Annotated in this window: 31 protein-coding genes; 22 read left to right on the top strand and 9 right to left on the bottom strand. The window is 76.8% G+C overall.

All coding sequences use genetic code 11. The annotated features are described in order from the left end of the window. Positions 1 to 6: 6 nt before the first annotated feature. Positions 7 to 837 (top strand): formate dehydrogenase accessory sulfurtransferase FdhD, encoded by an 831-nt coding sequence (gene fdhD / locus ACI79Z_RS00635; RefSeq protein ID WP_387987705.1) that lies wholly within the window; start codon positions 7 to 9, stop codon positions 835 to 837. Between the two features lie 100 nt (positions 838 to 937). On the opposite strand, the gene ACI79Z_RS00630 is transcribed toward fdhD, so the two are convergent. Genes ACI79Z_RS00630 through moeA form a run of 3 tightly spaced genes read right to left on the bottom strand, consistent with a single transcriptional unit; the run spans position 938 to position 3095 of the window. Beyond that, complete coding sequence (locus ACI79Z_RS00630) at positions 938 to 1441, bottom strand: MogA/MoaB family molybdenum cofactor biosynthesis protein (protein ID WP_387987703.1); 504 nt, start codon at positions 1439 to 1441, stop codon at positions 938 to 940. Beyond that, complete coding sequence (moaC, locus tag ACI79Z_RS00625) at positions 1438 to 1905, bottom strand: cyclic pyranopterin monophosphate synthase MoaC (protein WP_387987701.1); 468 nt, start codon at positions 1903 to 1905, stop codon at positions 1438 to 1440. The genes ACI79Z_RS00630 and moaC overlap by 4 nt, the downstream gene beginning before the upstream one ends. Next, complete coding sequence (gene moeA / locus ACI79Z_RS00620; protein WP_387987699.1) at positions 1902 to 3095, bottom strand: molybdopterin molybdotransferase MoeA; 1194 nt, start codon at positions 3093 to 3095, stop codon at positions 1902 to 1904. Before moeA ends, moaC begins: the two co-directional genes overlap by 4 nt. Before the next feature lie 69 nt (positions 3096 to 3164). Here moeA and ACI79Z_RS00615 point away from each other — a divergent pair, with 69 nt between their 5' ends. The 11 genes from ACI79Z_RS00615 (at position 3165) to ACI79Z_RS00565 (ending at position 14414) form a co-directional block, all read left to right on the top strand. Beyond that, the gene (locus tag ACI79Z_RS00615; protein ID WP_387987696.1) at positions 3165 to 4130 is read left to right on the top strand and encodes a PfkB family carbohydrate kinase; all 966 of its coding nucleotides are present in this window, start codon (positions 3165 to 3167) and stop codon (positions 4128 to 4130) included. Positions 4131 to 4206: 76 nt separating this feature from the next. After that, positions 4207 to 4692: a beta-class carbonic anhydrase gene (locus tag ACI79Z_RS00610; protein ID WP_387987695.1), complete on the top strand. Its 486-nt coding sequence runs from the start codon at positions 4207 to 4209 to the stop codon at positions 4690 to 4692. A 319-nt stretch (positions 4693 to 5011) separates the two neighbouring features. Then, complete coding sequence (gene rplM, locus ACI79Z_RS00605; RefSeq protein WP_387987693.1) at positions 5012 to 5455, top strand: 50S ribosomal protein L13; 444 nt, start codon at positions 5012 to 5014, stop codon at positions 5453 to 5455. Then, positions 5452 to 5871 (top strand): 30S ribosomal protein S9, encoded by a 420-nt coding sequence (gene rpsI, locus ACI79Z_RS00600; protein WP_387987691.1) that lies wholly within the window; start codon positions 5452 to 5454, stop codon positions 5869 to 5871. Before rplM ends, rpsI begins: the two co-directional genes overlap by 4 nt. An 11-nt stretch (positions 5872 to 5882) precedes the next feature. Next, the gene (gene glmM / locus ACI79Z_RS00595; RefSeq protein WP_387987689.1) at positions 5883 to 7232 is read left to right on the top strand and encodes a phosphoglucosamine mutase; all 1350 of its coding nucleotides are present in this window, start codon (positions 5883 to 5885) and stop codon (positions 7230 to 7232) included. A gap of 68 nt (positions 7233 to 7300) precedes the next feature. Beyond that, positions 7301 to 8140, top strand: coding sequence for a DUF427 domain-containing protein (locus ACI79Z_RS00590; protein WP_387987687.1), 840 nt, complete (start codon positions 7301 to 7303; stop codon positions 8138 to 8140). A gap of 88 nt (positions 8141 to 8228) precedes the next feature. Further along, entirely contained in the window at positions 8229 to 10103 is a 1875-nt protein-coding gene (glmS, locus tag ACI79Z_RS00585) for a glutamine--fructose-6-phosphate transaminase (isomerizing) (RefSeq protein WP_456901387.1), read from the top strand. Between the two features lie 120 nt (positions 10104 to 10223). Beyond that, positions 10224 to 10616: a holo-ACP synthase gene (locus tag ACI79Z_RS00580; RefSeq protein WP_387987683.1), complete on the top strand. Its 393-nt coding sequence runs from the start codon at positions 10224 to 10226 to the stop codon at positions 10614 to 10616. Then, complete coding sequence (locus ACI79Z_RS00575; protein WP_456901386.1) at positions 10613 to 12067, top strand: NAD(P)H-hydrate dehydratase; 1455 nt, start codon at positions 10613 to 10615, stop codon at positions 12065 to 12067. Before ACI79Z_RS00580 ends, ACI79Z_RS00575 begins: the two co-directional genes overlap by 4 nt. After that, a complete protein-coding gene (gene alr, locus ACI79Z_RS00570; protein ID WP_456901385.1) occupies positions 12064 to 13194 on the top strand; it encodes an alanine racemase in 1131 nt (376 codons plus the stop codon). The genes ACI79Z_RS00575 and alr overlap by 4 nt, the downstream gene beginning before the upstream one ends. Next, on the top strand, positions 13194 to 14414 hold the full coding sequence (locus ACI79Z_RS00565; protein WP_456901384.1) for an alpha/beta fold hydrolase: 1221 nt from the start codon (positions 13194 to 13196) through the stop codon (positions 14412 to 14414). Before alr ends, ACI79Z_RS00565 begins: the two co-directional genes overlap by 1 nt. 4 nt (positions 14415 to 14418) lie before the next feature. Here ACI79Z_RS00565 and ACI79Z_RS00560 read toward each other — a convergent pair whose 3' ends face one another. Beyond that, a complete protein-coding gene (locus ACI79Z_RS00560) occupies positions 14419 to 15228 on the bottom strand; it encodes a TIGR04222 domain-containing membrane protein (RefSeq protein ID WP_387987675.1) in 810 nt (269 codons plus the stop codon). Here ACI79Z_RS00560 and ACI79Z_RS00555 point away from each other — a divergent pair. The 7 genes from ACI79Z_RS00555 to tsaD all read left to right on the top strand — a co-directional run bounded on the left by ACI79Z_RS00555 (position 15118) and on the right by tsaD (position 19784). Beyond that, a complete protein-coding gene (locus ACI79Z_RS00555) occupies positions 15118 to 15717 on the top strand; it encodes a uracil-DNA glycosylase (protein ID WP_387987673.1) in 600 nt (199 codons plus the stop codon). The genes ACI79Z_RS00560 and ACI79Z_RS00555 overlap by 111 nt on opposite strands. After that, a complete protein-coding gene (tsaE, locus tag ACI79Z_RS00550) occupies positions 15714 to 16163 on the top strand; it encodes a tRNA (adenosine(37)-N6)-threonylcarbamoyltransferase complex ATPase subunit type 1 TsaE (protein WP_456901383.1) in 450 nt (149 codons plus the stop codon). Before ACI79Z_RS00555 ends, tsaE begins: the two co-directional genes overlap by 4 nt. 73 nt (positions 16164 to 16236) lie before the next feature. Beyond that, entirely contained in the window at positions 16237 to 16959 is a 723-nt protein-coding gene (locus tag ACI79Z_RS00545) for a hypothetical protein (RefSeq protein ID WP_456901382.1), read from the top strand. Positions 16960 to 17200: 241 nt separating this feature from the next. Beyond that, positions 17201 to 17566 carry a GNAT family N-acetyltransferase gene (locus ACI79Z_RS00540; protein ID WP_456901459.1) on the top strand — a complete coding sequence of 122 codons (366 nt, stop codon included), beginning with the start codon at positions 17201 to 17203 and terminating at the stop codon, positions 17564 to 17566. A gap of 11 nt (positions 17567 to 17577) precedes the next feature. Beyond that, positions 17578 to 18213: a tRNA (adenosine(37)-N6)-threonylcarbamoyltransferase complex dimerization subunit type 1 TsaB gene (tsaB, locus tag ACI79Z_RS00535; protein WP_456901381.1), complete on the top strand. Its 636-nt coding sequence runs from the start codon at positions 17578 to 17580 to the stop codon at positions 18211 to 18213. 73 nt (positions 18214 to 18286) lie between these two features. After that, the gene (gene rimI / locus ACI79Z_RS00530) at positions 18287 to 18754 is read left to right on the top strand and encodes a ribosomal protein S18-alanine N-acetyltransferase (protein ID WP_387987665.1); all 468 of its coding nucleotides are present in this window, start codon (positions 18287 to 18289) and stop codon (positions 18752 to 18754) included. Continuing rightward, positions 18747 to 19784: a tRNA (adenosine(37)-N6)-threonylcarbamoyltransferase complex transferase subunit TsaD gene (gene tsaD, locus ACI79Z_RS00525; protein WP_387987663.1), complete on the top strand. Its 1038-nt coding sequence runs from the start codon at positions 18747 to 18749 to the stop codon at positions 19782 to 19784. Before rimI ends, tsaD begins: the two co-directional genes overlap by 8 nt. Here the strand turns inward: tsaD and ACI79Z_RS00520 are convergent. The 3 genes from ACI79Z_RS00520 to ACI79Z_RS00510 are packed head-to-tail and all read right to left on the bottom strand — an operon-like array spanning position 19774 to position 21748. Beyond that, positions 19774 to 20259 carry a Clp protease N-terminal domain-containing protein gene (locus tag ACI79Z_RS00520; protein ID WP_456901380.1) on the bottom strand — a complete coding sequence of 162 codons (486 nt, stop codon included), beginning with the start codon at positions 20257 to 20259 and terminating at the stop codon, positions 19774 to 19776. The genes tsaD and ACI79Z_RS00520 overlap by 11 nt on opposite strands. Then, on the bottom strand, positions 20259 to 20501 hold the full coding sequence (locus ACI79Z_RS00515) for an RNA polymerase subunit sigma-70 (protein ID WP_387987661.1): 243 nt from the start codon (positions 20499 to 20501) through the stop codon (positions 20259 to 20261). Before ACI79Z_RS00515 ends, ACI79Z_RS00520 begins: the two co-directional genes overlap by 1 nt. A gap of 32 nt (positions 20502 to 20533) precedes the next feature. Continuing rightward, positions 20534 to 21748, bottom strand: a complete 1215-nt coding sequence (locus ACI79Z_RS00510; protein WP_456901379.1) for a THUMP-like domain-containing protein — start codon at positions 21746 to 21748, stop codon at positions 20534 to 20536. 183 nt (positions 21749 to 21931) lie between these two features. Here ACI79Z_RS00510 and groES point away from each other — a divergent pair, with 183 nt between their 5' ends. Then, positions 21932 to 22240, top strand: a complete 309-nt coding sequence (gene groES / locus ACI79Z_RS00505) for a co-chaperone GroES (protein ID WP_110005357.1) — start codon at positions 21932 to 21934, stop codon at positions 22238 to 22240. A 105-nt stretch (positions 22241 to 22345) separates the two neighbouring features. Continuing rightward, positions 22346 to 23989, top strand: a complete 1644-nt coding sequence (groL, locus tag ACI79Z_RS00500; RefSeq protein ID WP_387987656.1) for a chaperonin GroEL — start codon at positions 22346 to 22348, stop codon at positions 23987 to 23989. 156 nt (positions 23990 to 24145) lie between these two features. On the opposite strand, the gene ACI79Z_RS00495 is transcribed toward groL, so the two are convergent. After that, the gene (locus tag ACI79Z_RS00495; protein ID WP_387987654.1) at positions 24146 to 24445 is read right to left on the bottom strand and encodes a WhiB family transcriptional regulator; all 300 of its coding nucleotides are present in this window, start codon (positions 24443 to 24445) and stop codon (positions 24146 to 24148) included. Positions 24446 to 24689: 244 nt separating this feature from the next. On the opposite strand from ACI79Z_RS00495, the gene ACI79Z_RS00490 reads away from it, so the two are divergent. Then, positions 24690 to 25424, top strand: a complete 735-nt coding sequence (locus ACI79Z_RS00490; protein WP_456901378.1) for a response regulator transcription factor — start codon at positions 24690 to 24692, stop codon at positions 25422 to 25424. 64 nt (positions 25425 to 25488) lie between these two features. On the opposite strand, the gene ACI79Z_RS00485 is transcribed toward ACI79Z_RS00490, so the two are convergent. Further along, on the bottom strand, positions 25489 to 25881 hold the full coding sequence (locus ACI79Z_RS00485) for a DUF5319 family protein (RefSeq protein WP_387987652.1): 393 nt from the start codon (positions 25879 to 25881) through the stop codon (positions 25489 to 25491). Positions 25882 to 26007: the final 126 nt, after the last annotated feature.

Genomic DNA, 26007 nt, shown 5'->3' with positions numbered 1-26007 from the left:
CCGTTCGTGGGACGAGTCACCAGCCGCACCCCCGTGCTGCGCATCCGGGGCCCCGTGCGCACCACCCGGCCCGACACGGTGGCCGCCGAGGAGCCCCTGGAGATCCGGCTGGCCGGGTCGCCCCTGGCGGTCACCATGCGCACGCCCGGCGCGGACTTCGACCTGGTGCACGGCTTCCTGGCCACCGAGGGCGTCATCGGCGGCGTCGAGGACGTCGCCGGGCTGCGCTACTGCGACTCGGTGGACGCCGAGGGCCGCAACACCTACAACGTCGTCGACGTCGACCTGGCGCCGGGTGTGGAGCCGCCGGACACCGCGCTGGACCGCAACTTCCTCACCTCGAGCTCGTGCGGCGTCTGCGGCAAGGCGAGCATCGACGCGATCCGCACCCGCACGCGGTACGACGTCGCCGGTGACGGCACCCGGCTGGAGCTGGCCACGCTGCTGGCGCTGCCCGACCGGCTGCGCGCTGCGCAGGAGGTGTTCACCAAGACCGGTGGCCTGCACGCGGCGGGGCTGTTCACCGCCGACGGCGACCTGGTGGCGCTGCGCGAGGACGTCGGCCGGCACAACGCGGTGGACAAGGTGGTGGGCGACGCGCTGCGCGCCGGCCGGATGCCGCTGGCCGGGCACGTGCTCATGGTCAGCGGCCGGGCCAGCTTCGAGCTGACGCAGAAGGCGGCGATGGCCGGCATCCCGGTGCTCGCCGCGGTGTCGGCGCCGTCGTCGCTGGCGGTGGAGCTGGCCGCCGACGTCGGCATCACGCTGGTCGGCTTCCTCCGCGGCGACGGCTGCAACGTCTACACCCGCCAGGAGCGCATCGTCCTGCCCGACTGACGGCGAGCGTGTGCGCCCACGCCGGTTCTCGGGCCGAGGAACACCGCGCGTACGCACACGCTCGTCGACGCGGCCGGTCAGGGGACGACGTCGAGGCCGATCAGCCACCCCGGGGGTGGTCGCCGCCGCGGAGCTGGCTGACCACGTGGGGGAGCAGCGGGCCGAGGACGGCGAGCCCGTCGCGCACGCCGCCGGGGGAGCCGGGCAGGTTCACGACCAGCGTCCGCCCCGCGGTGCCGGCGATGCCCCGGGACAGCACCGAGGTCGGCACCTTCCCCTCCCCGTGGCGGCGCACCGCCTCGGCCAGCCCGGGCGCCTCCCGCTCGACCACCGCGCGGGTGGCCTCGGGCGTGACGTCGGTGGGGGAGAGCCCGGTGCCACCGGTGGTGAGGACGACGTCGGCACCGGAGGCCACCGCCTCGCGGAGGACGGCGGCCAGCGCGCCGACGTCGTCGGGGCGCACGTGCGGCCCCTCGACGACGAACCCGAGCGCCCGCAGCCCCTCGGCCAGCGCCTGCCCGCTGCGGTCCTCGTAGACCCCGGCCGAGGCGCGGTTGGACGCGGTGACGACGACGGCCCGCGCGTCCGCGGGGAGCTCGCTCACCGCCGCCACTCCCCGCTCTTGCCGCCGGACTTCGCGAGCAGCCGCACGTCGGTGATCGAGGCCCGCGGGTCCACGGCCTTGACCATGTCGATCACCGTCAGCCCCGCCACGGCGACCGAGGTCAGCGCCTCCATCTCCACGCCGGTGCGGTCGGCGGTGCGGGCGGTGGCGGTGATCTCCACGGCGTCGTCAGTGACCTCGACGTCGACCGTCACGCCGTGCAGCGCGATCGGGTGGCACAGCGGCACGAGGTCCGGCGTCCGCTTGGCCCCGGCGATGCCGGCGATCCGCGCGACGGCGACGGCGTCGCCCTTGGGCACGCCCTCCCCGCGCAGCAGCGCCACCACCTCGGGGCTGACCAGCACCCGGCCGGCGGCGGTGGCCTCGCGGGCGGTCACCGGCTTGGCGGAGACGTCGACCATCCGGGCGGCGCCCTTCTCGTCGACGTGCGTCAGCTCGCTCACTGCAGGGCTCCCTCGATCAGGACGACGTCGACCTCGGCGCCCGCGGGCAGCTCGGTGACGTCCTCGGGCACGACGACCAGGCAGTTGGCCCGGGCCAGGTGGGCGACCAGGTGCGAGCCGGGTCCGCCGACCTGGGAGACGCGGCCGGCGTCGTAGCGGCCGCGGAGGAACTGCCGCCGCCCGGCGGGGGAGCGCAGCGGCGCGGTGAGCACCGCGGGCGCGCGCAGCCGGCCGGGCGCGGAGTGCCCGAGCGCCCGGCGCAGCGCCGGGCGGACGAACACCTCGAAGGACACGAACGAGCTCACCGGGTTGCCGGGCAGCGTGACCACGGGGACGCCGTCGACCGTGCCGCAGCCCTGCGGGCCGCCCGGCTGCATCGCGACCTTGACGAACTCGACCGTGCCGAGGGTGCGGAACGCGTCCTTGACCACCTCGTAGGCGCCCGCGCTGACCCCGCCGCTGGTGACCAGCAGGTCGGCCTCGGCCAGCTCGGCGCGGACGGTGGCGAGGAACTGGCCGACGTCGTCGGGCACGAAGTGCAGCCGCCGCGCGGTGCCCCCGGCGTCCTCGGCGGCCGCGCACAGCAGCAGCGAGTTGGACTCGTAGACCTGACCGGGCAGCAGCGGCTCGCCCGGCTCGACGAGCTCGCTGCCGGTGGACAGCACCAGCACCCGCGGGCGGCGGCGCACCCACAGCGTCCGGGCGCCGACCGCGGCGGCCAGGCCGAGCTGCGCGGCGCCGAGCGGGCCGCCGGCCTCCAGCGCGACGGTGCCGGCGGTGATGTCCTCCCCGGCGCGGCGCAGGTGGGTCCCGGCGGCGGGGGCGTCGCGGATCTCGACGACGTCGGTGGCCGCGTCGGTGAGCTCCACGGGGACGACGACGTCGGCGCCCGGGGGCAGCAGCGCGCCGGTCATGATCCGCTGCACGGTGCCCGGCGCCAGGGGGACGACGTCGGTGCGGCCGGCCGGGACGTCGTCGGCCACCGGCAGCCGGGCGGGGAGCGCGCCGAGCTCGGCGGAGCGGGCGGCGTAGCCGTCCATCGCCGAGTTGTCGAAGCCGGGCAGCGGCACCTCCGCGACGACGTCGCGGGCGAGGACCCGGCCGTGCGCCGCGGCCAGCGGCACCTCCTCCTCCCCGAGCGGGGCGAGCAGGGCGGCGACCGCCGCCTGGTGTTCCTCGACCGTGCGCACGCGGTCATCCTGGCGGATGGGCCCCGGCCCGGCTGGCGGGTGCCCGGGGCCGCGGGCAGCGTGGGCGGCATGACCGACGTCGTCGTGCTCGGGCAGGCCGGGCGGGACCTGGTGCTGCAGGTCGGGCGGCTGCCGTCCGCGGGCGGCTCGGCGGAGGTGCTCCGCCGGATCGAGGTGCTCGGCGGCAAGGGCGCCAACCAGGCGGTGGCACTGGCCCAGATGGGCGTCCCGGTGGCGCTGGTCGGCGTGGTGGGGGACGACGGCGACCCGCTGCTCGCCCAGGCCCGCGCCGACGGCGTGGACGTGTCCGGCGTGCGCCGGCGGCCGGGCGTCCCCTCTGCGCTGCTGGTCGACGTGGTGGGGCGCGGCGGCGCGCGCCGGCTGCTCGAGGACGTCCCGGACGGCGTGCTGCTCACCGCCGGCGACGTCGCCGCGGCCGCCGACCTCGTGGCCGGGTGCCAGGCGCTGTCCCTGCAGATGCAGCAGCCGGGGGAGGCGGTGCGCGCGGCGCTGGACCTGGTCCGCCCGGACGCGCTCGTCGTCGCCGACGGCGCCCCCGCCGACGACGCCACCCGCGACGCGCTGCTGGCCCGCGCCGCCGTGCTGCGCGCCGACGCCGCGGAGGCCGCGCTGCTGGTCGGCCGGGACCTCGACGGCGTCGACGACGTCCGGGAGGCCGCGCTCGAGCTCCGGGCGGCCGGACCGCGGCTGGTGGTCCTGTCCGCGGGCGCCGACGGCGAGGTGGTCGCCTGGCGCGCCGGTGGGTCGCGGGCCACGGGCGGCGCGGACCGGCCGGCCGACGGGGTGGTCCGCGTGCCGCTGTCGGACAGCGACCCCGTCGACCCGACCGGCGGCGGGGACGCCCACGTCGCCGGGCTGGTCGCCGCGCTGCTGGGCGGTGCCGGCCCGGCCGAGGCCGCGCGGACCGCCTCGGCGGCGGCCACGCTCACCGTCCGACGGCTCGGCGGCCGCCCGGACCTCTCCCCGGCGGCGCTCGCCGGCCAGGTCGCCCGCGAGCGGGTGGTGGAGGCATAGGAAGCTGTCCCCACGTCCGCGCGCCCGAGGCGTGCGGAGAGCTTTCACTGCCTGACCACACGAGAGGAGCGCCCACGTGGCCGAGTACGAGCGGATGCTGGCCGCCAACGAGGAGTGGGCCCGCGACTTCCGGGGCGGGCTGCCGGTGGCCCCGGCGCGCAGGGTCGCCGTCGTCGCCTGCATGGACTCGCGCATGCCGCTGTTCCCGCTGCTCGGCCTGGCCGTGGGCGACGCGCACGTCATCCGCAACGCCGGCGGCGTGGTCACCGAGGACACCATCCGCTCGCTGACCATCTCCCAGCACGTGCTCGGCACGCGCGAGATCGTGCTGGTGCACCACACCGACTGCGGCCTGCAGAAGACCGACGACGCCTCGTTCGCCGACCTGGTCGAGCAGGCCACCGGCGTCCGGCCGCCGTGGCCCGCGCGCGCGTTCACCGACGTCGACGAGGACGTCCGCGAGTCGATCCGGCTGCTGCGGGAGAGCCCGTTCCTGCTGTCCAAGGAGATCTGCGGCACCGTCTACGACGTCGAGACCGGGCTGCTGCGCCGGGTCGGCTGACCCCCGACCGGGCGGGCGCCTGCGTCCCCGGGTGTGCGACCTGCGCAGACGCCGCCCTCGGCTCCCGCCCGTGACGGGGACACGGGGACGGCGGCTGGGCGCCGCGGTGGCCGGGGCGGTGCTGCCGGCCCAGCGCGACCTCGGCACCGGCTGAGGGAGGACCCCGTCCCTGACGGGGCCGTTCCAGCACGTCATCCGGCTGGTATCGTCGTCGGCTGGTGCGCGGCCGCCGGCTGGTGCGCGCGCGCCGTCGGCGTCTCCCGTCCTCGGTGAGGCGATCCCACCAGCCACCCCGACGACGACGGAGGACACGAGCGCCGTGCGCACGTACTCACCCAAGCCCGGCGAGGTCACCCGCGCCTGGCACGTCATCGACGCCACCGACGTGGTGCTCGGTCGACTCGCCAGCCAGGTCGCGACCCTGCTGCGCGGCAAGCACAAGCCCCAGTTCGCCCCGCACGTCGACGTCGGTGACTTCGTCGTCGTCGTGAACGCGAACAAGATCGCCCTCACCGGCTCCAAGCGCGACCAGAAGACCGCCTACCGGCACTCCGGCTACCCGGGCGGCCTGCGCGCGATCAACGTCGGCGACCAGCTGCGCACCCACCCCGACCGCGTCGTCGAGCGCGCGGTGAAGGGCATGCTGCCGCACAACAGCCTCGGCCGGCAGATGATCAAGAAGCTGAAGGTGTACGCGGGCCCCGAGCACCCGCACGCCGCCCAGCAGCCCCAGACGTTCGAGATCAAGCAGGTGGCCCAGTGACCTCCCCCCTCACCGTGACCGACGCCGAGGGGCGCCCGGTCCAGACCGTCGGCCGGCGCAAGGAGGCCGTCGTCCGGGTGCGCCTCGTGCCCGGCACCGGCCAGTTCCGCCTCAACGGCCGCAGCCTCGAGCAGTACTTCCCGAACAAGGTGCACCAGCAGCTCATCCGCGAGCCGTTCGTGACCCTGGAGAAGGCCGAGCAGTACGACGTCGTCGGCATCCTCAAGGGCGGCGGCGTCACCGGCCAGGCCGGCGCGCTGCGCCTGGCGATCGCCCGCGCCCTCATCGAGGTCGAGGCCGAGGACCGCCCGGCCCTCAAGAAGGCCGGCTTCCTCACCCGCGACGCGCGGGTCAAGGAGCGCAAGAAGTACGGCCTCAAGAAGGCCCGCAAGGCTCCTCAGTACTCGAAGCGCTGACCGGCACCGCCGTGGGTCGCCTCTTCGGGACCGACGGCGTCCGGGGTCGGGCCAACGCCGACCTCACGCCGGAGTTGGCCCTGTCGGTGGCGCGTGCCGCCGCCAACGTGCTCGCCGACCGCGACGGGACCTCGCGTCCCGTCGCGGTCGTCGGGCGTGACCCCCGCGCCAGCGGGGAGATGCTCGAGGCCGCCGTCGTGGCGGGCCTCGCGAGCGCGGGTGCGGAGGTGCTGCGCGTGGGCGTGCTCCCCACCCCGGCCGTCGCGTTCCTCACCGCCGAGACCGGCGCCGACCTCGGCGTCATGATCTCGGCGAGCCACAACCCGATGCCCGACAACGGCATCAAGCTGTTCAGCCGCGGCGGCCACAAGCTGCCCGACGCGGTCGAGGCGGCGATCGAGAGCACCCTCGCCACCTCCCGCCGGAGCACCGACGGCCACCGCCCGACCGGTGCCGACATCGGCCGGGTCCGCGACCTGCCCAGCGCCGTCGAGGACTACGCCGAGCACCTGCTGTCGACGCTCCCGGCGTCGGTGTCCGGACTGCGCCTGGTCGTCGACTGCGCGCACGGCTCGGCCGCCACCGTCGCCCCCGACGTCTACCGCCGCGCCGGCGCCGAGGTCACCGTCATCGGCGGCGAGCCCGACGGCTGGAACATCAACGACGGCATCGGCTCCACCCACCTGGGCCCGCTGACCGACGCCGTCCGCGAGACCGGCGCGGACCTCGGCATCGCGCACGACGGCGACGCCGACCGCTGCCTCGCGGTCACCGCCGACGGGCGGGTGGTCGACGGCGACGCGATCCTCGCCGTCTGCGCGCTGGCGCTCAAGGAGCGCGGCGAGCTGGCCCGGGACACGGTCGTCGCCACGGTGATGAGCAACCTCGGCTTCCACCACACGATGCGCGACGCCGGCATCGCGGTGCACACCACCGCCGTCGGCGACCGCTACGTCCTCGAGGCGCTGCGCGAGCAGGGGCTCAGCCTCGGCGGGGAGCAGAGCGGCCACCTGGTCTTCCTCGACCACGCCACCACCGGCGACGGCCTGCTCACCGGCCTGTCGCTCCTGTCCCGCATGGCCGCCACCGGCGCCTCGCTCGCCGAGCTGGCCTCGGTGGTGCGCCGGCTCCCGCAGACCCTGGTCAACGTCCCGGTCCGCGACCGCATCCGGGTCGTGGAGAGCGAGGCCGTGGGCGGCGCGGTCAACGCCGCCGAGGCCGAGCTCGGGGACGACGGCCGGGTGCTGCTGCGGCCCTCCGGCACCGAGCAGCTCGTGCGCGTGATGGTCGAGGCGCCCACCCAGGAGCTCGCCGACGCGATCGCCTCCCGGCTGGCCGCGGTCGTCGCCGCCGTCGACTGACCGCCGGGCTGGACCGGGGCGCCGCCCCGGGACGAGCATGGCGCCCACCGGCCCGGCGGGAGGACGCGATGACCGTGCGGATGCGCGACCTGGTCGGCGGGGCCGTCGGCCGGCTCCGGTACGAGCCCACCGCCAAGCGGGTGCGGGCCGAGGCCGACGGCGTCGTCGTCGCGCTCACCGACCGGGCGCTGCTCGTGTGGGAGCCGCGGCGGGTGGTGCCCGCGTACGCCGTCCCGCGCGAGGACCTGCGCGGGACCCTCGCGCCCGCCCCGGCCCCGCCCCCGGACGTCCCGGCGGGCACCGGCTTCGCCGTCCCCGACGTGACCGAGCTGCGCGTGCTCGACCCCCGGGTCCCGTTCTCCGTGCGCAGCACGCCGGGGGAGCCGGTGGCGGTGCGGGTACCGGGCAGCGACCGCGTCGTCGAGGGGTTCTGCCCGGCGGACCCGGCGCTGGCCGGCTACGTCGTCCTGGACTTCGGCGGCTGCGACGCCTGGTACGAGGAGGACGAGCCGCTGCACGGGCACCCGCGCGACCCGTTCCACCGGGTCGACGTCCGGGCCGGGTCGCGGTCGGTGCGGGTGTCGGCCGGCGGGGAGCTGCTGGCGGCCTCCTCCCGGCCGCGGCTGGTGTTCGAGACCCTGCTGCCGGTGCGCTGGTACCTGCCGGCCGAGGACGTCGTCGCCGACCTGGTGCCCAGCGAGACGCGCACCTGGTGCGCGTACAAGGGCCAGGCGGAGTACTGGTCGGTGCGGACCGGCGACGGGCTGGTCCCGGACGCGGTGTGGAGCTACCGGGACCCGCTGCCCGACGCGGCCGGGCTGCGCGGGCTGCTGTGCTTCTTCGACGAGCGCTTCGACGTGGCCGTCGACGGCGTGCCCCGCCCGCGCCCGGTGACGCCCTGGTCCTGACCGGCCCGGTGGGGCGGGTGGGACGGGCTCCGCGTCTCACACCGCAGGGGGACGGATCGGTCCCCCTTCCCCGGTAGCCTCGATACACATGTGCGGCATCGTGGGTTACGTCGGCCCCCAGAACGCCCTGGACGTCGTCCTGGAGGGCCTGCGCCGGCTCGAGTACCGCGGATACGACTCCGCGGGCGTGGCCGTCCGGGTGGACGGCGACGGCTCCGGGGAGCTGGCGTCGGCCAAGAAGGCGGGCAAGCTGGCCAACCTGGAGAAGGTCCTGGCCGACGACCCGCTGCCGGAGTCGACGCTGGGCATCGGGCACACCCGCTGGGCCACGCACGGCGGCCCGACCGACCGCAACGCCCACCCGCACCTGTCGGCCGACGGCCGGGTCGCGGTCATCCACAACGGGATCATCGAGAACTTCGCGCACCTGCGCGCCGAGTGCGAGGCCGCCGGCGCCGAGATGCGCTCGGAGACCGACACCGAGGTCGTGGCGCACCTGCTGGCCGCCGCCTACGCGGAGCTGCCCGCGGGCCCGGGCCGGTTCGCCGAGGCGATGCGCCTGGTCAGCCGCCGGCTGGAGGGCGCGTTCACCCTCGTCGCGGCGCACGCCGACGAGCCCGACACGCTGGTGGCCTCCCGCCGCAACAGCCCGCTGGTGGTCGGCGTCGGCGACGGCGAGTACTTCCTCGGCTCCGACGTCGCGGCGTTCATCGCGCACACCCGCGAGGCCCGCGAGCTCGGCCAGGACCAGGTCGTCGAGATGGACCGCACCCGCGGCCTGACCGTCACCGACTTCGAGGGCGCGCCCGCCGAGCCCGCCGCCTACACCGTCGACTGGGACGCCGCGGCCGCGGAGAAGGGCGGCCACGACTGGTTCATGCTCAAGGAGATCGCCGAGCAGCCGCAGGCGGTCGCCGACACCCTGCGCGGGCGCCTCGGCGACGACGGCGAGCTGCTCCTCGACGAGGTGCGGCTGTCCGACCAGGACCTGCGCGACGTCGACAAGGTCTTCGTCGTCTCCTGCGGCACCAGCTACCACGCCGGGCTGATCGCCAAGTACGCCATCGAGCACTGGACCCGCATCCCGGTCGAGGTCGAGGTGGCCAGCGAGTTCCGCTACCGCGACCCGGTGCTCGACCGCTCCACGCTGGTCGTCGTCATCAGCCAGTCCGGCGAGACGATGGACACCCTCATGGCGCTGCGGCACGCCAAGGAGCAGAAGGCCCGCGTGCTGGCCATCTGCAACGTCAACGGCTCGACGATCCCGCGCGAGTCCGACGCCGTGCTGTACACCCACGCCGGCCCGGAGATCGCCGTCGCCTCGACCAAGGCGTTCCTGGCGCAGATCGTCGCCTGCTACCTGGTCGGGCTGTTCCTCGCCCAGGTGCGCGGGATCAAGTACGCCGACGAGGTCGGCTCGATCGTCCAGCAGCTGCAGCGGCTGCCCGAGGCGGTCGAGCAGGTGCTGACCCAGATGGAGCCGGTGCGGGAGCTGGGCCGGTCGCTGGCCGACGCGGACACGGTCCTGTTCCTCGGCCGCCACGTGGGCTTCCCGGTGGCGCTGGAGGGCGCGCTCAAGCTCAAGGAGCTGGCCTACATCCACGCCGAGGGCTTCGCCGCCGGCGAGCTCAAGCACGGCCCGATCGCGGTCATCGACGAGGGCACGCCGGTGGTGGTCATCGCGCCGTCGCCGGCCGGGCGCAGCGTGCTGCACGGCAAGGTCGTCTCCAACATCCAGGAGATCCGGGCCCGCGGGGCGCGCACCATCGTCATCGCCGAGGAGGGCGACGACGACGTCGTCCCCTACGCCGACCACCTCATCCGGGTGCCGCGCACGCCCACCCTGCTCGCCCCGGTGGTGACCACGGTGCCGCTGCAGATCCTCGCCTGCGAGATCGCCGACACCCGCGGCTTCGACGTCGACCAGCCCCGCAACCTGGCCAAGAGCGTCACCGTCGAGTGAGCTCGTGCACGATCAGGTGAGCTGATCGTGCTGCGTCCTGGCTCGCCGTCGGCGGTGAGCCAGGACGCGTGGCGGTGAGCCAGGACGGCGCGTCCGGCGGGCGCACGGCAGACTGGCCCGGTGATCGTCGGGGTCGGGATCGACGTGGTCCCCGTGACCCGTTTCGCCGAGTCGCTGGAGCGCACCCCCGGGCTGCGGGACCGGCTGTTCACCGCGGACGAGCAGACGACGCCGTCCGGCAGCCCCCGCACCGCGGAGTCGCTGGCCGCGCGGTTCGCCGCCAAGGAGGCGGTCGCCAAGTCCCTCGGCGCGCCCGGTTCGCTGCACTGGCACGACGTCGAGGTCATGGTCGGCGAGCGCGGCCGCCCGCACCTGGAGGTGCGCGGCACGGTCGCGAAGCGGGCCGCGGACCTCGGCATCAGCAGCTGGCACCTCTCGCTCAGCCACGACGGCGGCATCGCGTCGGCCGTGGTCGTCGCCGAGGGCGGGGCCGGGCGGGAGGGGGCGCCGTGATCGGGCTGTCCACCGTCGCGGAGGTCCGCGCCGCCGAGGACGTGCTGCTGGCCCGCACCCGCGAGGGCGCGCTCATGCAGCGGGCGGCGACCGGCCTGGCCACCGTCTGCCTGCGGCTGCTCGGCCGGGCGCCCGGCGCGCGGGTCACCGTCCTCGCCGGCGGCGGCAACAACGGCGGCGACGCGCTGTTCGCCGGCGCGCGGCTGGCCGCCCGCGGCGCCCGGGTGACCGCCGTGCTGCTCGCCCCGGACCGCGCCCACCCCGCCGGGCTGGCGGCGCTGCGCCGCGCCGGCGGGCGGGTGACCGGCCCGGACGGGCCCGACGGGCTGGACCGCGCCGACCTCGTCCTCGACGGGATCGTCGGCATCGGCGGCCGCGGCGGGCTGCGGCCGGACGCCGCCCGGCTGGCCGACCGCGCCGCCACCGGGCCGGGCACCACCGTCGCCGTCGACGTGCCGAGCGGTGTGGACGCCGACACCGGCGCGGTCGAGGGCGCCGCGTTCGCCGCCGTCCACACGGTCACCTTCGGCGCGGTGAAGCCCGGGCTCGTCGTCGGCGAGGGCCGCGGGTACGCGGGCACGGTGCACCTGGTCGACATCGGCCTGGGCCCGCACCTGGCCCCGGCGCGGGCGCACCAGCTCACCGACGACGACGTCGCCGCGCACCTGCAGCCGCCCGGCGACGTCGACGACAAGTACTCCCGCGGCGTCGTCGGGATCGTGGCCGGCTCGGCCACCTACCCCGGCGCCGGGGTGCTGTGCACCGGGGCGGCGCTGCGCACCCGGCCGGGGCTGGTCCGCTACGCGGGCACCGCGGCCGAGGGCGTGCGCGCCGCCTGGCCCGAGGCGATCGTCACCGCGGGCCGCCCCGGCGACGCCGGCCGCGTGCAGGCCTGGGTGGTCGGCCCCGGCACGGGCACCGACGACGACGCCCGCAGCGTGCTCGCCGAGGTGCTGGCCACCGACCTGCCGGTGGTGGTCGACGCCGACGCGCTGACGATGGCCGCCCGCGAGCCGGACCTCGTCCGCCGCCGGGCCGCGCCCACCGTGCTCACCCCGCACGACCGCGAGTTCGAGCGCTTCGGCGTCGCGGTCGGCGCCGACCGGGTCGGCAGCGCCCGCCGGCTGGCCGCGGACCTCGGCGCGGTCGTGCTGCTCAAGGGCAGCGCCACCGTCGTCGCGGACCCGGGCGGGACCGCGTTCGTCAACGGCACCGGCACCCCGGAGATGGCCACCGCCGGCACCGGGGACGTGCTCTCGGGGATCCTCGGCGCCCTGCTGGCCACCGGCACCCCGGCCGCGGAGACCGCGGCGGCGGCCGCTCACCTGCACGGCCGCGCCGGTCAGGTCGCCGCCGAGACCGGGCCGCTGGTCGCCGGCGACCTGGTGCGGCGGCTCTCCGAGACGGTGGGCCGGGTGCGCGGCACCGGCCTGCGAGACTCGGGGGTGTGAGCGAACCCCGGGCCGAGGTGGTCGTCGACCTCGACGCGATCGCGGCGAACACCGCCGTGCTGCGCGAGCGGGTCGGCCGGCCGCTGATGGCGGTGGTCAAGGCCGACGGATACGGGCACGGGCTGGTGCCCGCGGCCCGGGCGGTGCTGGCCGGTGGTGCCGACGCGCTCGGCGTCGCCGTGCTCGAGGAGGCGCTGGCGCTGCGTGCCGCGGGGGTGACCGCGCCGCTGCTGGCCTGGCTGCACACCCCCGGCACCGACTTCGCCCCGGCGCTGGAGGCCGACGTCGAGCTGTCGGTGAACGCGGAGTGGGGGCTGGCCGAGGTGGTCGCCGCCGCCCGCGCCACCGGCCGGGCCGCGCGGCTGCACCTGTTCGCCGACACCGGCCTGTCCCGCGAGGGCGCCACGACGGCCGACTGGCCGGGCCTGGTCGCCGCGGCCGCCCGCGCGCAGGCCGACGGCGAGGTCGAGGTCGTGGGGCTGTGGAGCCACATGGCCTACGCCGACGCGCCGACCCACCCGACGATCGGCGCCCAGGTGCGGGTGTTCGACGAGGCCGTGGACCTCGCCCGCGGGGCCGGGCTGGACGGGCGCCGGCACCTGGCCAACTCCGCGGCCACCGTGGCGCTGCCGGACACCTGGTACGACATGGTCCGACCCGGCGTCGCCCTCTACGGCCTGGACCCGCTCGGCGGCGACCCGGCGGTCCACGGCCTGCGGCCCGCGATGACCGTGCGCGCGCGGGTCGCGCTGACCAAGCGGGTGCCCGCGGGCGTCGGGGTCTCCTACGGCCACACCTACTCGCCGGTGACCGAGACCACGCTCGCGCTCGTGCCGGTCGGGTACGCCGACGGGGTGCCGCGGGCGGCGGGCAACCGGGCGCCGGTGCTCGCCGGCGGCGCCCAGCGCACCATCGCCGGGCGGGTGTGCATGGACCAGTTCGTGCTCGACGTCGGCGACGCCGCCGTGGCGCCGGGTGACGAGGTGGTCCTCTGGGGTCCCGGCGACCGGGGCGAGCCCACCGCGCAGCAGTGGGCCGACGCGGTCGACACCATCCACTACGAGCTGGTCACCCGGGTCGGCGGACGGTTCACCCGCCGGCACGTCGGGTCCGCGGGGGCGGTCTGATGGCACGCAGCAGGGGACCGGTGCGGCGCGCGGCCGCCCCGGCGCGGTCCGGTGTCGCCGGGGCGCTGGAGCGGCACCCGGCTGCCGGGGTCGCCGGGGCCGTCGTCGGCCTGGCGGCGGCGACCACCGCCGTCGGCGTGGCCGTCGCCCGGATCGCCACCCGGCGGGTGCGCGCGGAGCGGCTGAGCCCCGCCGGGGCGCTGCCGGAGGGCGCCACCGCCGCCGAGCTGCGGGAGGACGACCCGCTCGGCCCGGCCTCCCGCCGGGCCGACCGCACCGCGCTGGTCCAGGCCGACGACGGCGTGCTGCTGGCGGTGGAGGAGGTCGGCCCGCTCGACGCGCCGCTGACCGTCGTCTTCGTGCACGGCTACACGCTGTCGATGGCGTCGTGGACGTTCCAGCGGCGGTCGCTGGGCGCGCAGCTGGCCACCGCCAACGGGCACCGCCCCGCGGCCCGGCTGGTGTTCTACGACCAGCGCGGCCACGGGGGCTCCACCCGGGGCCCGGCCGAGAACTCGACGATCGAGCAGCTGGCCCGCGACCTCGCCGCCGTCGTCGAGACCCGGGTGCCCGAGGGTCCGGTCGTGCTCGTCGGCCACTCCATGGGCGGCATGACCGTCATGGGCCTGGCCGAACTGCACCCGGAGCTGTTCGGCACCAAGGTCGTCGGCGCGGCCCTGGTGTCGACGTCGAGCGGCAACCTGGCCGACCTCGACTTCGGCCTGCCCGAGTTCCTCACCCGCCTGCGTGCCGCGGTGCTGCCGGTCGCGGCCTGGACGATGCGCCGCCGGCCGGCGTTCGCCGAGCGCACCCGCCGGCTGGCCGCCGACGTCGTCTCCGCGGCCACCTGGTCGCTGTCGTTCTCCTCCACCGACGTCGACCCGCGGCTGGGCCGCTACGTGGACGCGATGATCGGCGGCACGCCGGTCGACGTGATCGCGGAGTTCTACCCGGCGCTGGCCGGCCTCGACGAGACCGGCGCGCTGCAGCCGCTGCGCAGCGTGCCGACGCTGGTGCTCACCGGTGACGCGGACAAGATGATCCCGAAGGCGCACAGCGACACCCTCGTGGAGCTGCTGGGCGGCGAGGGCCCGATGGTCGAGTACGTCGTCGTGCCGGACGCCGGGCACCTGGTCCCGCTGGAGCGGCCCGAGGAGGTCACCCGGGCGCTGTCCGGCCTGCTGCGCCGCGTCGCCGCCGGGGTGCCCGTGCGGGACTGAGCCCTCAGCCGCGGGCGTCGTACAGGCGGCCCATCAGCTCCTCGCGGGTGCGGTGGGCGGCCTCGCAGCCGTCGGCGAAGGTCAGCTCCCACGGCGTCCCGGCGCCGGGCACGACCGGGCGGCGCGGGGGCGCCACCACCGCCGCCCGCAGCGCCGGGTCGGGAAGCCGCTGCACGCCGTCGAGCGCCACCCGCCGCACCGGGTCGCCGTCGCCGGCCCGCGCGTCCCGCAGCAGCCGCCGGCCCGCGGCGGTCGGGCCGAGCAGCCGGCCGAGCAGCCCCTCGTGCCGCAGCCGCCGCACGACCTCGGTCACCCGGTCGTCGCCGAGCGCACGCCAGCGCACGGTCTCCACCGAGCGGCGGCCCCGCGCCCCGACGGCGTCGAGGACCGCGGCCTCGACCGGGTGCCGGCGCCGCGGGGAGACCACCTGCAGCTCGCCCGGGGCGACGGCGCGCACCCGGCCGGTGACCACCAGGGCGACCAGCGCGGTGTCGACCACCCGCTGCGTCCCGCCGGCGAGGCAGGCGACGTCGTACACGTCCGGTTGCGGCGTCATGGCGGCTCCTCCCGGCGCGGGGTCCCGAGCACAGGGTGAGGCTCCCGGGCCGCGGAGGGAAGCCCGGAGGCCCGGCCGCAGCGGCCCCCGTAGGGTCGGCGCGTGGCCGCCTCCCGTCCGCCCCGGTTCGACGCCGAGACCCGGGCGATGGCCGAGGAGGTCGCGCGCACCGCCGCCGCGGCCGCCGGCTGGCCGGAGCTCGCCGCGGCCGCCACCCCCTGCGTCGCCTGCCCCGAGCTGGCCGCCACCCGGCAGCACGTCGTCGTCGGGGACCCGCCGGTGCGCGGCCGGGCCCGGTTCGCGCTGGTCGGGGAGGCGCCCGGCGCCAACGAGGACGAGACCGGCCGGCCCTTCGTCGGGAAGTCGGGGCAGCTGCTGGACCTGCTGCTCGCCGAGGCGGGGCTGGACCGCGCCGAGGCCGCGGTGCTGAACATCGTGAAGTGCCGGCCGCCCGGGAACCGGACGCCGAAGACCTCCGAGGTGGCCCGCTGCAGCGGCTGGCTGCGCCGCCAGCTCGAGCTGCTCGACCCGCCCGTCGTCGTGGCGCTCGGGCTGTCGTCGGCCAAGTGGTTCCTCGGGCCGCGGACCGTGCTCGCCGAGGCCCGCGGCCGCCCGCACGACGTCGGCGGCCGCGCGGTCTGGGCGACCTACCACCCGTCGGCGGCGATCCGGTTCGGCCCGGCCGGGGCGCCGCGGGCGGGGCTGCTCGAGGACCTCACCTCGGTGGCGCGGAGCCTGGCCCCATGAGGCGCGAGCACGAGCTGCCCACCCCCGAGGACACCCGGGCGCTGGGCGCGGCGCTCGCCGCGGTGGTGCGGCCGGGCGACCTCGTCGTCCTCACCGGCCCGCTGGGGGCGGGCAAGACCGCGCTCACCCAGGGCCTCGGCGCCGCGCTCGGGGTGACCGAGCCGGTCACCTCGCCCACCTTCGTCATTGCCCGCGTGCACCGCGGCGGGCGGCTCCCGCTGGTGCACGTGGACGCCTACCGGCTCGGCAGCGTGGCCGACGTCGACGACCTCGACCTCGACGCCTCCACCGAGGAGTCGGTGACGGTGGTCGAGTGGGGCGCCGGGCTGGTCGAGCGGCTGGCCGACGAGCACCTCGAGGTCCGGCTGGACCGCCGTGACGACGACGTCCGCACCGCGGTGCTGGTCCCGCACGGCCCCGGCTGGGAGGCGCGCCTCGACGGCTGAGGACCCTTCCCGGATCGGGATCGGGCGGATTTCAGTCGCGGCCGCACCCTGCCGATGAGCGGACGTGCTCCCCGTGTCCACGACCTCCGTTCCCTCCGCCGGCCGCGGCGCCTCGACGACCGGCGCGCCCGCCGGGTGCGATCCGGGTGCAGCGGGCCGCCGCCTCCTGCGCCGGGTCACGACCGCCGCCGTCGCCGCCGGGCTCGTCACGCTCACCGCGGGCTGCGCGGACGCCGGTGTCGGCGCCGCCGCGCACGCCGCGACGGTCACCCCGTCCGCGCCGGCGACCGCCCCGACGACCGTCAACGGCCTCGCCGTGGAGCAGGAGGCCGCCGCTGCCGCCGTCCGTGAGGCGGAGCGCGTCGCCGCCGAGCAGGTGGCCGCCGAGCACGTTGCAGCCGAGCAGGTCGCAGCCGAGCAGGCGGCCGGCGAGGCCGCAACGGGTGCCTCGCGGCAGACCGCCCCGCCGCAGCCGGCGCGGGGCTCCTCGGGCGCTGCGGCGACGCCCTCCCGCCCGGCGTCGACGCCGGCCCCCGCCCCCGCACCGGCTCCCGCTCCCGCCCCGGCTCCCGCGCCGCAGCCGCAGGTCGACTCCTGGGTGAGCCTGACGGGCAAGTCGTGCACCTTCGACGGCAGCACGTACGTCATGGCCTTCACGATCGTCTGGTCCGACGGCCACACCGCGCGGGTCGGCAGGTACACCTCCAGTGGCCCGTACATCGCCAACCTCTACACCGACTACGCGGGTGAGGACCTCTGGACGGTGGTCCCGGAGGACCAGGAGTTCGCCTGCTGACCGGCGACCCCACGCCGACGGGCGGTCCTCGGACCTGCTCCTGCCCGTCCCGCCCCGGGCACCGTGCGGGTGTGGACGGACGTCGCGGGAGCTGTCCGGATCGGTCGCCGTGACGCCGCGGGTCGAGGTGCCGGCGCTGAGCGGCCCGGTGCTCGCGGCCCTCGCCGACGGCGACACCACCCCGGCGCCGGTCCCGCTGCCGCCGGCGTTCGCGGCCCCGGAGTAGGCGCCGGTGTGGCGGATGCGGGCCGCGCAGGTGACCGCCGACCCGTCGGCCGCCGCGTGGGTGACCGGCGTCGTCCGGGACGTCGCCCGCGGCCCGGCCGTCGGCCGCGCCGGCTTCCACGGCCCGCCCGACGCCCGCGGGACGGTGGAGATCGGCTACGCCGTGCTGCCGGAGCACCGGCGCCGCGGCTGCGCGCGGGCGGCCCTGGCCCTGCTGCTGGACCGGGCGCGGCGCGCGCCGGGCGTCGCGGTCGCCCGGGTGTGCACCGCGCCGGGCAACGCGGCGTCGCGGGCGGTCGCGCTCCCGTTCGGCTCCCTCGAGGTGGGGGAGCAGGTCGACGGGGTCGACGGCCCCGAGGTCGTGTACGAGCCGTCGGTCTAACCTGGCGAGCCGTGCTCGTCCTCGCCCTCGACACCGCGACCCCCACCCTCGTCGCCGGGGTCGCCCGCCGCACGGCCGGCGCCGTCGAGGTGCTCGCCGAGCGGGCGGTGCCCTCGGGCAACCGGCACGCCGAGCTGCTCGTCCCCGCCGTCCGCGAGGCGCTGGCCGCGGCCGGGCTGACCCTCGCCGATGTTGGCGCCGTCGTCACGGGCCTCGGCCCCGGGCCCTTCACCGGCCTGCGGGTCGGCGTCGTCACCGCCGCCGCGCTCGCCGACGCCCGCGGCGTCCCCGCGGTCGGGGTCTGCTCGCTGGACGCGGTCGGCTCCGGGCGCCGCACCGTGGTCACCGACGCCCGCCGCAGGGAGGTCTACTGGGCCGCCTACGACGACGCCGGCGCGCGGGTGGACGGTCCCGGCGTCGTCCGTCCCGAGGAGGCCGGCCTCCCCGGCCCGCTGGTCGGCGACCCGCGGTTCGCCGACCGGCTGGGCGCGCCGGTCGAGCCCGCCGAGGTGACCACCGCCGGGCTGCTGCGCGCGGCGGCGCCCCTGCTCGACGACCCGTCGTCGGCCGGGCCGCTGGTGCCGCTCTACCTCCGCCGCCCCGACGCCGTCCCGCCGACGTCGTTCAAGCCGGTGACCACCACGTGAGCGGGCTCGTGAGCTCGCGCGGGGGCGGAGCACCGGCGGTCGTCGGGCCGACGAGCGCCGGCGAGGAGGTCCGGTGAGCGTGCGGCTGCGGCCGATGCGGCTGGCCGACCTCGACGCGGTCCTCGCGCTGGAGGAGGAGCTCTTCGCGCCCGACACCTGGACCCGCGCGATGTACCGCGACGAGCTCGCCCGCACCGACACCCGCCACTACCTGGTCGCCGTCGACACGGACGACGGGGACGAGGGGGCCGTGGTCGGCTACGCCGGGCTCATCGCCTACGACGACGAGGCGCACGTGGCGACCATCGGCGTCGCGCGCGACCGGCAGGGCGAGGGGATCGGGGCGCGGCTGCTCGACGCGCTGCTCGCCGAGGCCGACCGGCGCAGCCCGGTGGTGCTGCTCGAGGTGCGGGCGGACAACGAGCTCGCGCAGGGCCTCTACCGCCGGCGCGGGTTCACCGAGATCGGCCGGCGGCGCGGCTACTACCAGCCGAGCAACACCGACGCGGTCGTGATGAGGAGGGAGAGGCTCCGTGGCTGACGAGCCGCTGGTCATCGGGTTCGAGACCTCCTGCGACGAGACCGGCGTCGGCGTCGTCCGCGGGCACACGCTGCTCGCCGACGCGCTGGCCACCTCGATGGCCGAGCACGAGCGCTTCGGCGGGGTCGTGCCGGAGATCGCCTCGCGGGCGCACCTGGAGGCGATGGTCCCGACGGTGCACCGCGCGCTGGCCGAGGCCGGGGTGTCCGCCGCCGACGTCGACGCCGTCGCCGTCACCGCCGGGCCCGGGCTCACCGGCGCCCTGCTGGTCGGGCTGGCCGCCGCCAAGGCGTACGCGCTCGCGCTGGACAAGCCGCTGTACGGGGTGAACCACCTGGCCGCGCACGTCGCCGTCGACGAGCTGCAGCACGGCCGCCTCGCCGAGCCGTCGCTGGCGCTGCTGGTCTCCGGCGGGCACAGCTCGCTGCTGCTGGTGCCCGACCTCGCCCAGGAGGTGCAGTCGCTGGGCCGCACGATCGACGACGCCGCCGGCGAGGCCTTCGACAAGGTCGCGCGCGTGCTGGGCCTGCCCTTCCCCGGCGGCCCGCCGATCGACCGGGCCGCGCGCGAGGGCGACCCGGCGGCGATCGACTTCCCGCGTGGGCTCACCGGCCCCCGCGACGCGCCCTACGACTTCAGCTTTTCCGGGCTGAAGACCGCCGTCGCCCGGTGGGTCGAGGCCCGGCGGAAGGCGGGGGAGCCGGTGCCGGTGGCCGACGTCGCGGCGTCGTTCCAGGAGGCGGTCGCCGACGTGCTGACCGCCAAGGCGGTGCGGGCCTGCCGCGAGCACGGCGTCGACCACCTGGTGCTGGGCGGGGGAGTGGCGGCCAACTCGCGGCTGCGGGCGCTGGCCGAGGAGCGCTGCGCGACGGCGGGGATCGTGCTGCGGGTGCCCAGCCCGCGGCTGTGCACCGACAACGGCGCGATGGTCGCCGCGCTCGGCTCGCGGCTGGTGGCCGCCGGCGTGGAGCCGTCGGCGCCGGAGTTGGGCGCCGATAGCTCGCTGCCGATCGACGTCGTCAGCCGCTGACGGCGCGGGCCGCGTCGCGCAGCCGGGCGCGGTCGACGCCGAGGTCGGCCAGCGCGCGGACCACCGTGCCGCGCTCGAGGTCGCACACCGCGGCGACGACGTGCGCGCCGCGCAGCGGGGAGCGCGCCGCCTTCGCCGCCGCGACCGCCGCCCGGAAGACCTGCTGCGCCTGCGGGGTCGAGCGCATCGGGCCGGTGGCGGGTCCGCGCAGCGCCGGCTCGCCGGTCGCGGCGCCGACCCCGACCGACGCGAGCGCGGCGGCGTGCGCGGCCTCGACGGCCGCGCGCAGCCGCTCGGCGTCGGTCCCGACCCGGGCGAGCGCGGCGGCGGCCGTGCCGTCCGGGAGCGCGGTGGCCGCGAGCAGGAGGTGCTCGGGGCCGGGCGTCGCCTCCCCGCTGCCGCGTGCCTCGGCCTCGGCACCGGTGAGCAGCGCCTCCACCGTCCGCAGGTCCCGCACCGCGGTGGCGATCCCCATCAGCTCTCTCCTCCTGGTCGGTGCCCGCGCCGCGCGCGGACCTCGGGGGCGAACCTCTTGTGGGCGGCCTGCGCGCTGATGCCGAGCGCCTCGCCGACCTGGGCCCACGTCCAGCCCCGGCCGACCGCCTCGACCACCGCCTCCACCTCGAGCCGGCCCGCGAGCCGGCGCAGGGCGACGACGGCAGCCAGCGCCTCCTCCGGGTCCTCGGGACCCGGCACGTCGACCCGTCCGACCGCCACGCTCGTCAACCTAGGTTGATGAGCGGATCCCGTCAACCCGGGTTGATGGCGCACACCAGGGCCGTGGGTGTGCCGGCGACCCGGGTGACGACGACGGTCGCCGTCCCGCTCCCCGGCCCGCGCAGCTGTCGCGCGAGGGTCTCCGGCTCGATCGCCGAGCCGCGCTTCTTCACCACCACCCGGCCCACGCCCCGGGTCCGCAGCAGCGCCCGCAGCCTCTTGAGGTGGAACGGCAGCACCTCGTCGACGCGGTAGGAGGTGACCCAGGGTGAGTCGGTCGCGGCGTCGGAGGTCAGGTAGGCGATCGTCGGGTCGACCAGCGTGGCGCCCAGCTCCGCGGCCACGAGCGACACGAGGCCCGACCGGATGACGGCGGGGTCGGGCTCGTGCAGCCACCCGCGGACCGGGCCGGTGTCGGCGGGGCCGGGGTCGGCGTCCGCGGTCAGCTCGTGCACCGCGCCGTCCCGGACGACGGTCGCCCGCCGCCACACCTCCGACACCCCGCGGCCCCAGAGCAGCGCCTCGACGACCGACCCGCGCACCGACACCCACTCGGCCTCGACGCCCTCGGGCACCCGGTCGTGGTCGAGCCCGGGCGCCACCTTCACCACCGCCCGCGGCACCCGGTCGAGCAGCGTGGCGACCGTCGACCACGGCGGGGACCAGCGGTCAGGGTCGAGCAGCCGTCGCCCGCCGCCCCGCCGGGCGGGGTCGAGGACGGCGGCGCCGCAGCCGGCCACCTCCCCACCGCGGGCGGCGTCCACCAGGTCGACGACGTCGCCGGCGACCACCCACACGTCGTCGTCCACCCCGAGTGCCGCGGCGTTGGCGGCGGTCAGCTCCCGGGCCACCGGGTCGCGGTCGACGGCGAGCACCCGCGCACCGGCCCGGGCCAGCGCGACCGTGTCGGTCCCGGCCGCGCAGCCGAGGTCGGCGGCGGAGTCGGTGCCGTCGGCGAGCAGCCGGGCGGCGCGGCGGGCGGCCAGCTCGGGACGGCCGGCCTGCTCAAGGGTGTCGGCGGTGAGGAACAGCCGGTCGGCGTCGGCGCCGAACACCGGGCGGGCCCGGGCGCGCAGCCGGGCCAGCTCCCAGGCCGGGCCGGCCAGCTCCGGGCCGACCTCGGCGCGCAGCCGGGCCACGCCCGCGAGCACGTCGGCCCCCTCCGCCAGCAGGGCCGCCGCCCGCGCGGTCGCCGCGGTCCCCTCCGGCGTGCGCAGGAGGGCGACCGGGCCGGCGTCGTCGGGCACGGCGTCCAGCCTCCCGCAGGGCGGCGTCGCCCGACCCGGCGACCCGGTTGAGGGGCTGGCACTCTCGTGGGTAGAGTGCCAACCGACACGGGCAGGCGCCTGATCCCCGCGACGGCAGGCCCGGCCCCCGTGCCACAGCATGAGAGACCACCCGCCGTTCGATCCCGAAGGGGGCGTCACCTCGTGACGACCGCTACCAAGGTCAACATCAAGCCGCTCGAGGACCGCGTCGTCGTCCAGGCCAACGAGGCCGAGACCACCACCGCCTCCGGCCTGGTCATCCCGGACACCGCCAAGGAGAAGCCGCAGGAGGGCACGGTCATCGCCGTGGGCCCCGGCCGCATCGACGACAACGGCAACCGCGTGCCGCTCGACGTCAACGTCGGCGACGTCGTCATCTACTCGAAGTACGGCGGCACCGAGGTCAAGTACGCCGGCGAGGAGTACCTGGTGCTCTCCGCTCGCGACCTGCTCGCCGTCGTGGAGAAGTGACGACACTTCCCCGCTCAGCCTGAAGCGACCGCCCCGGCGACCCGAATGACCGGGTCCCGGGGCGGTCGCCGTCTCACCCCGTAGCGATCTGATCGGAAGGGCCCCATGGCCAAGATCATCAAGTTCAACGAGGATGCCCGCCGCGCGCTCGAGCGCGGCGTGGACAAGCTCGCCGACGCCGTCAAGGTGACCCTCGGCCCGCGCGGGCGCAACGTCGTCCTCGACAAGAAGTTCGGCGCCCCGACCATCACCAACGACGGCGTCACCATCGCCCGCGAGGTCGAGCTCGAGGACCCGTACGAGAACCTCGGCGCCCAGCTGGCCAAGAACGTCGCCACCAAGACCAACGACGTCGCCGGTGACGGCACCACCACCGCGACCGTGCTGGCGCAGGCCCTGGTCAAGGAGGGCATGCGCAACGTCGCCGCCGGCGCCAACCCGATGGGCCTCGGCCGCGGCATGCGCGCCGCCGTCGACGCCGTGTGGGGCGCTCTCGACGAGGTGGCCACCCCGGTCGAGGAGCAGGACGCCATCGCCGGCGTCGCGACCATCTCGGCGCAGGACGCCGAGGTCGGCCGCCTGATCGGCGAGGCCATGGAGAAGGTCGGCAAGGACGGCGTCATCACCGTCGAGGAGAGCAACACCCTCTCCACCGACCTCGACGTCACCGAGGGCGTGCAGTTCGACAAGGGCTACCTCTCGCCCTACTTCGTCACCGACCAGGAGGCGATGGAGGCCGTCCTCGACGACGTCCTCGTGCTGCTGGTCCAGGGCAAGGTCAGCGCGCTGGCCGACCTGCTGCCGCTGCTGGAGAAGGTGCTCGGCAACGGGGCCCGCCCGCTGCTGATCGTCGCCGAGGACGTCGAGGGCGAGGCGCTGTCCACCCTCGTCGTCAACTCGATCCGCAAGACGATCAAGGTCGTCGCGGTCAAGTCGCCCTACTTCGGCGACCGTCGCAAGGCGTTCATGACCGACCTCGCCGTCGTCACCGGCGGCCAGGTGGTCAGCGAGGACGTCGGCCTCAAGCTCGACCAGGTCGGCCTCGAGGTGCTCGGCACCGCCCGCCGCGTCACCGTCACCAAGGACACGACGACGATCGTCGACGGCGGCGGCACGGCCGGCGCGATCTCCGACCGGGTCGCCCAGATCCGCCGCGAGATCGAGGCCACCGACTCCGACTGGGACCGCGAGAAGCTGCAGGAGCGGCTGGCCAAGCTGGCCGGCGGCATCGGCGTCATCCGGGTCGGCGCGGCCACCGAGGTCGAGCTCAAGGAGCGCAAGCACCGCATCGAGGACGCCATCGCCGCCACCAAGGCCGCGGTCGAGGAGGGCGTCGTCCCCGGTGGTGGCTCGGCGCTCGTGCACGCCGCCGCCGCGATCGACGCGCTGGACCTCACCGGTGACGAGCTGACCGGCGCCCGTGCCGTGAAGCGCGCCCTGGAGGCCCCGCTGGCCCGCATCGCCGACAACGCCGGCTTCGAGGGCCGCGTCGTCGTCAGCAAGGTCCGCGACCTCGGCGTGGGCCAGGGCTTCAACGCCGCCACCGGCGAGTACGGCGACCTGGCCGCCCAGGGCGTCATCGACCCGGTCAAGGTCACCAAGGCCGCGCTGGGCAACGCCGCGTCGATCGCCGCGATGGTGCTCACCACCGACTCCGCCGTCGTCGAGGCGCCGGAGGAGGAGGACGAGCACGCGGGGGCCGGGCACCACACCCACGGCCACTCGCACGGCCACGGCCACAGCCACTGAACGGTGCGGGCCCCGGGCGACGTCCCGGGGCCCGCACAGCACGAGAGGGCCGGTCCAGCGTCTGCTGGACCGGCCCTCTCGTTCGCGAGTGCCGGGTGCGGCCCCCTGCAGGGTCCCGCCGCGAGCCTGCGAGTGGTGGGGAGGGGGGTCCTCCCTCTAGACCCCCGCGGCGACGGCGGCGGGCTCCGCGGCGATCAGCCGGGCCCGCTCCTCCTCGCTCATGCCGCCCCAGACGCCGTAGGGCTCACGGACGCTCAGGGCGTGCTTGAGGCAGGCCTCGACGACGGGGCACTTCGCGCACACGGCCTTGGCCGCGGCCTGGCGACGGGCCCGGGCGGGACCGCGCTCGCCGTCGGGGTGGAAGAACAGCGCGGTGCTCTCGCCACGGCAGGCGCCGTGCAACTGCCAGTCCCACACCTCGGCAACGGGCGTCGGGAGACGGCGGATGTCGGCCATGTCGGTCCTCCTCGGCTCGGTGCGAGCCGGAGGGGGCGGTCCGGTCGCACGGGAGCCGGTGCCCGAGGGGTCCCGGGGTCAAACACAGGGGGATCGGACATTTTCCCGGTCCGCGTCTCCCCCCGCAGGGTGATCACGGGTGTCGTGTCCCGTTCCCGCCGGTCATGGTCGTTCCAGGCCGTAGCCGTTCCGGGTCGTGGGGACCCGGGTGCCCTCCACGGCCGGGGGAGACGAGGAGAACCACGTGATCGACGACAGGATGCGCGGTCCGGGCCACGGGGCCACGACCGTGTGGGTGTACGACGAGCGCCGTCGTGTCCGCGACGACGTCGCCGCGCGCCTGGTGGCCCTGCCGTTCGTGGGCCGGGTCGAGGTCGTCGGGGACGCCGCCGCCCTCGTCCAGCGCCTGGCCACCCGCCAGCCCGACGTGCTGCTGGTCGGCACGCAGCGCGCGGTGGACACCGGCCTGACCGTCGCCACGCAGGTCATCCGCACCCACCCCACCGTCCCGGTGCTCGTGCTCGGCGCGCCCGACGACGCCGAGACGGTGCGCGCCGCGGTCGCCGTCGGGGCCCGCGGGTACCTCCGCTGGGACGCCAGCGCCCTGGAGATGGGCCTCGGCCTGTCCCGCGTCGGCCTGCGCGCCGACGGCCGCCCGCCGCAGCCGGCGCCCGCCCCGGTGCCGCTGAACTCCGTCGGCGCCCCCGTGCCGGCCTGGGCGACGCCGCTCAACGGCGCCGGGCCGCGGGTGGTGAGCACCCCCGTCCGCGAGGCCGCGCCGGCGGTCACGCTGTCGATGCGCGAGATGCAGGTGCTCACCGGGATGAGCCAGGGCAAGAGCAACGCCCAGATCGGCCGGGAGCTCTACCTGTCCGAGGACACCATCAAGACCCACGCCCGCCGGCTGTTCCGCAAGCTCGGCGCGAAGGACCGCGCCGAGGCCGTGGCCACCGGCTTCCGCCGCGGCATGATGAGCTGATCCGCACGAGAACGCAGCGAGGGGCCCCTCCGGCATCCGGAGGGGCCCCTCGCTGCGTCCTCGCCTAGTCGTCCCTGGCGTGGCGGCCGGTACCGCCGGAGCCGGGCTCCTCGCGCTCGGCCATCGCGGCCACCCCGTCGGCGTAGCCGCTGGCGTAGTCCCAGCTGACGTAGTCGTCGGGGTCGGGGTCGAACGGCGGCTCGTGCCGGCCGGTCTGCCCCTCCTCGAGGAGCTGGCGCAGGTTGGCCTGCATCAGCGCCCAGTCGACGTGGTGCTCCTCGTCGCAGTCCGGGCAGTCGACGACGATGCCCTTGATCCCCGTCGGCTCGAGCAGGGTGCGGAACACCTCGAGCTCGGCCAGGTCGTCGAGGACGCCGGCCCGTTCCTCCATCGACAGCGGTGGCGGGTCCGACGGCGAGTCGAAGTCGGGCCCCGGGGCGTCGTCGAAGGGACTCACGGGTGCCTCCTCCCTCGTGCTGGCGGCGCGGGCGTCCCGGCCCGGACGCGCGGGCTCGCCCGTCCGGGGCACCACGGTAGCCGCCCGCGCCGACGGTTCCCACGCCCAGCGCCCGGCGGCGTCCCG

Source organism: Geodermatophilus sp. SYSU D00663, assembly GCF_054050655.1.
This window is presented reverse-complemented; position numbering and strand designations above follow the sequence as displayed.

Coding starts and splice junctions, on each gene's coding strand:
- tsaE (WP_456901383.1), top strand. CDS start 15,714: ATGAGGCGCGAGCACGAGCTGCCCACCCCCGAGGACACCCGGGCGCTG.
- ACI79Z_RS00555 (WP_387987673.1), top strand. CDS start 15,118: ATGGCCGAGGAGGTCGCGCGCACCGCCGCCGCGGCCGCCGGCTGGCCG.
- ACI79Z_RS00540 (WP_456901459.1), top strand. CDS start 17,201: ATGCGGGCCGCGCAGGTGACCGCCGACCCGTCGGCCGCCGCGTGGGTG.
- ACI79Z_RS00495 (WP_387987654.1), bottom strand. CDS start 24,445: ATGGCCGACATCCGCCGTCTCCCGACGCCCGTTGCCGAGGTGTGGGAC.
- groL (WP_387987656.1), top strand. CDS start 22,346: ATGGCCAAGATCATCAAGTTCAACGAGGATGCCCGCCGCGCGCTCGAG.
- ACI79Z_RS00565 (WP_456901384.1), top strand. CDS start 13,194: ATGGCACGCAGCAGGGGACCGGTGCGGCGCGCGGCCGCCCCGGCGCGG.
- glmS (WP_456901387.1), top strand. CDS start 8,229: ATGTGCGGCATCGTGGGTTACGTCGGCCCCCAGAACGCCCTGGACGTC.
- ACI79Z_RS00615 (WP_387987696.1), top strand. CDS start 3,165: ATGACCGACGTCGTCGTGCTCGGGCAGGCCGGGCGGGACCTGGTGCTG.
- ACI79Z_RS00590 (WP_387987687.1), top strand. CDS start 7,301: ATGACCGTGCGGATGCGCGACCTGGTCGGCGGGGCCGTCGGCCGGCTC.
- ACI79Z_RS00520 (WP_456901380.1), bottom strand. CDS start 20,259: ATGGGGATCGCCACCGCGGTGCGGGACCTGCGGACGGTGGAGGCGCTG.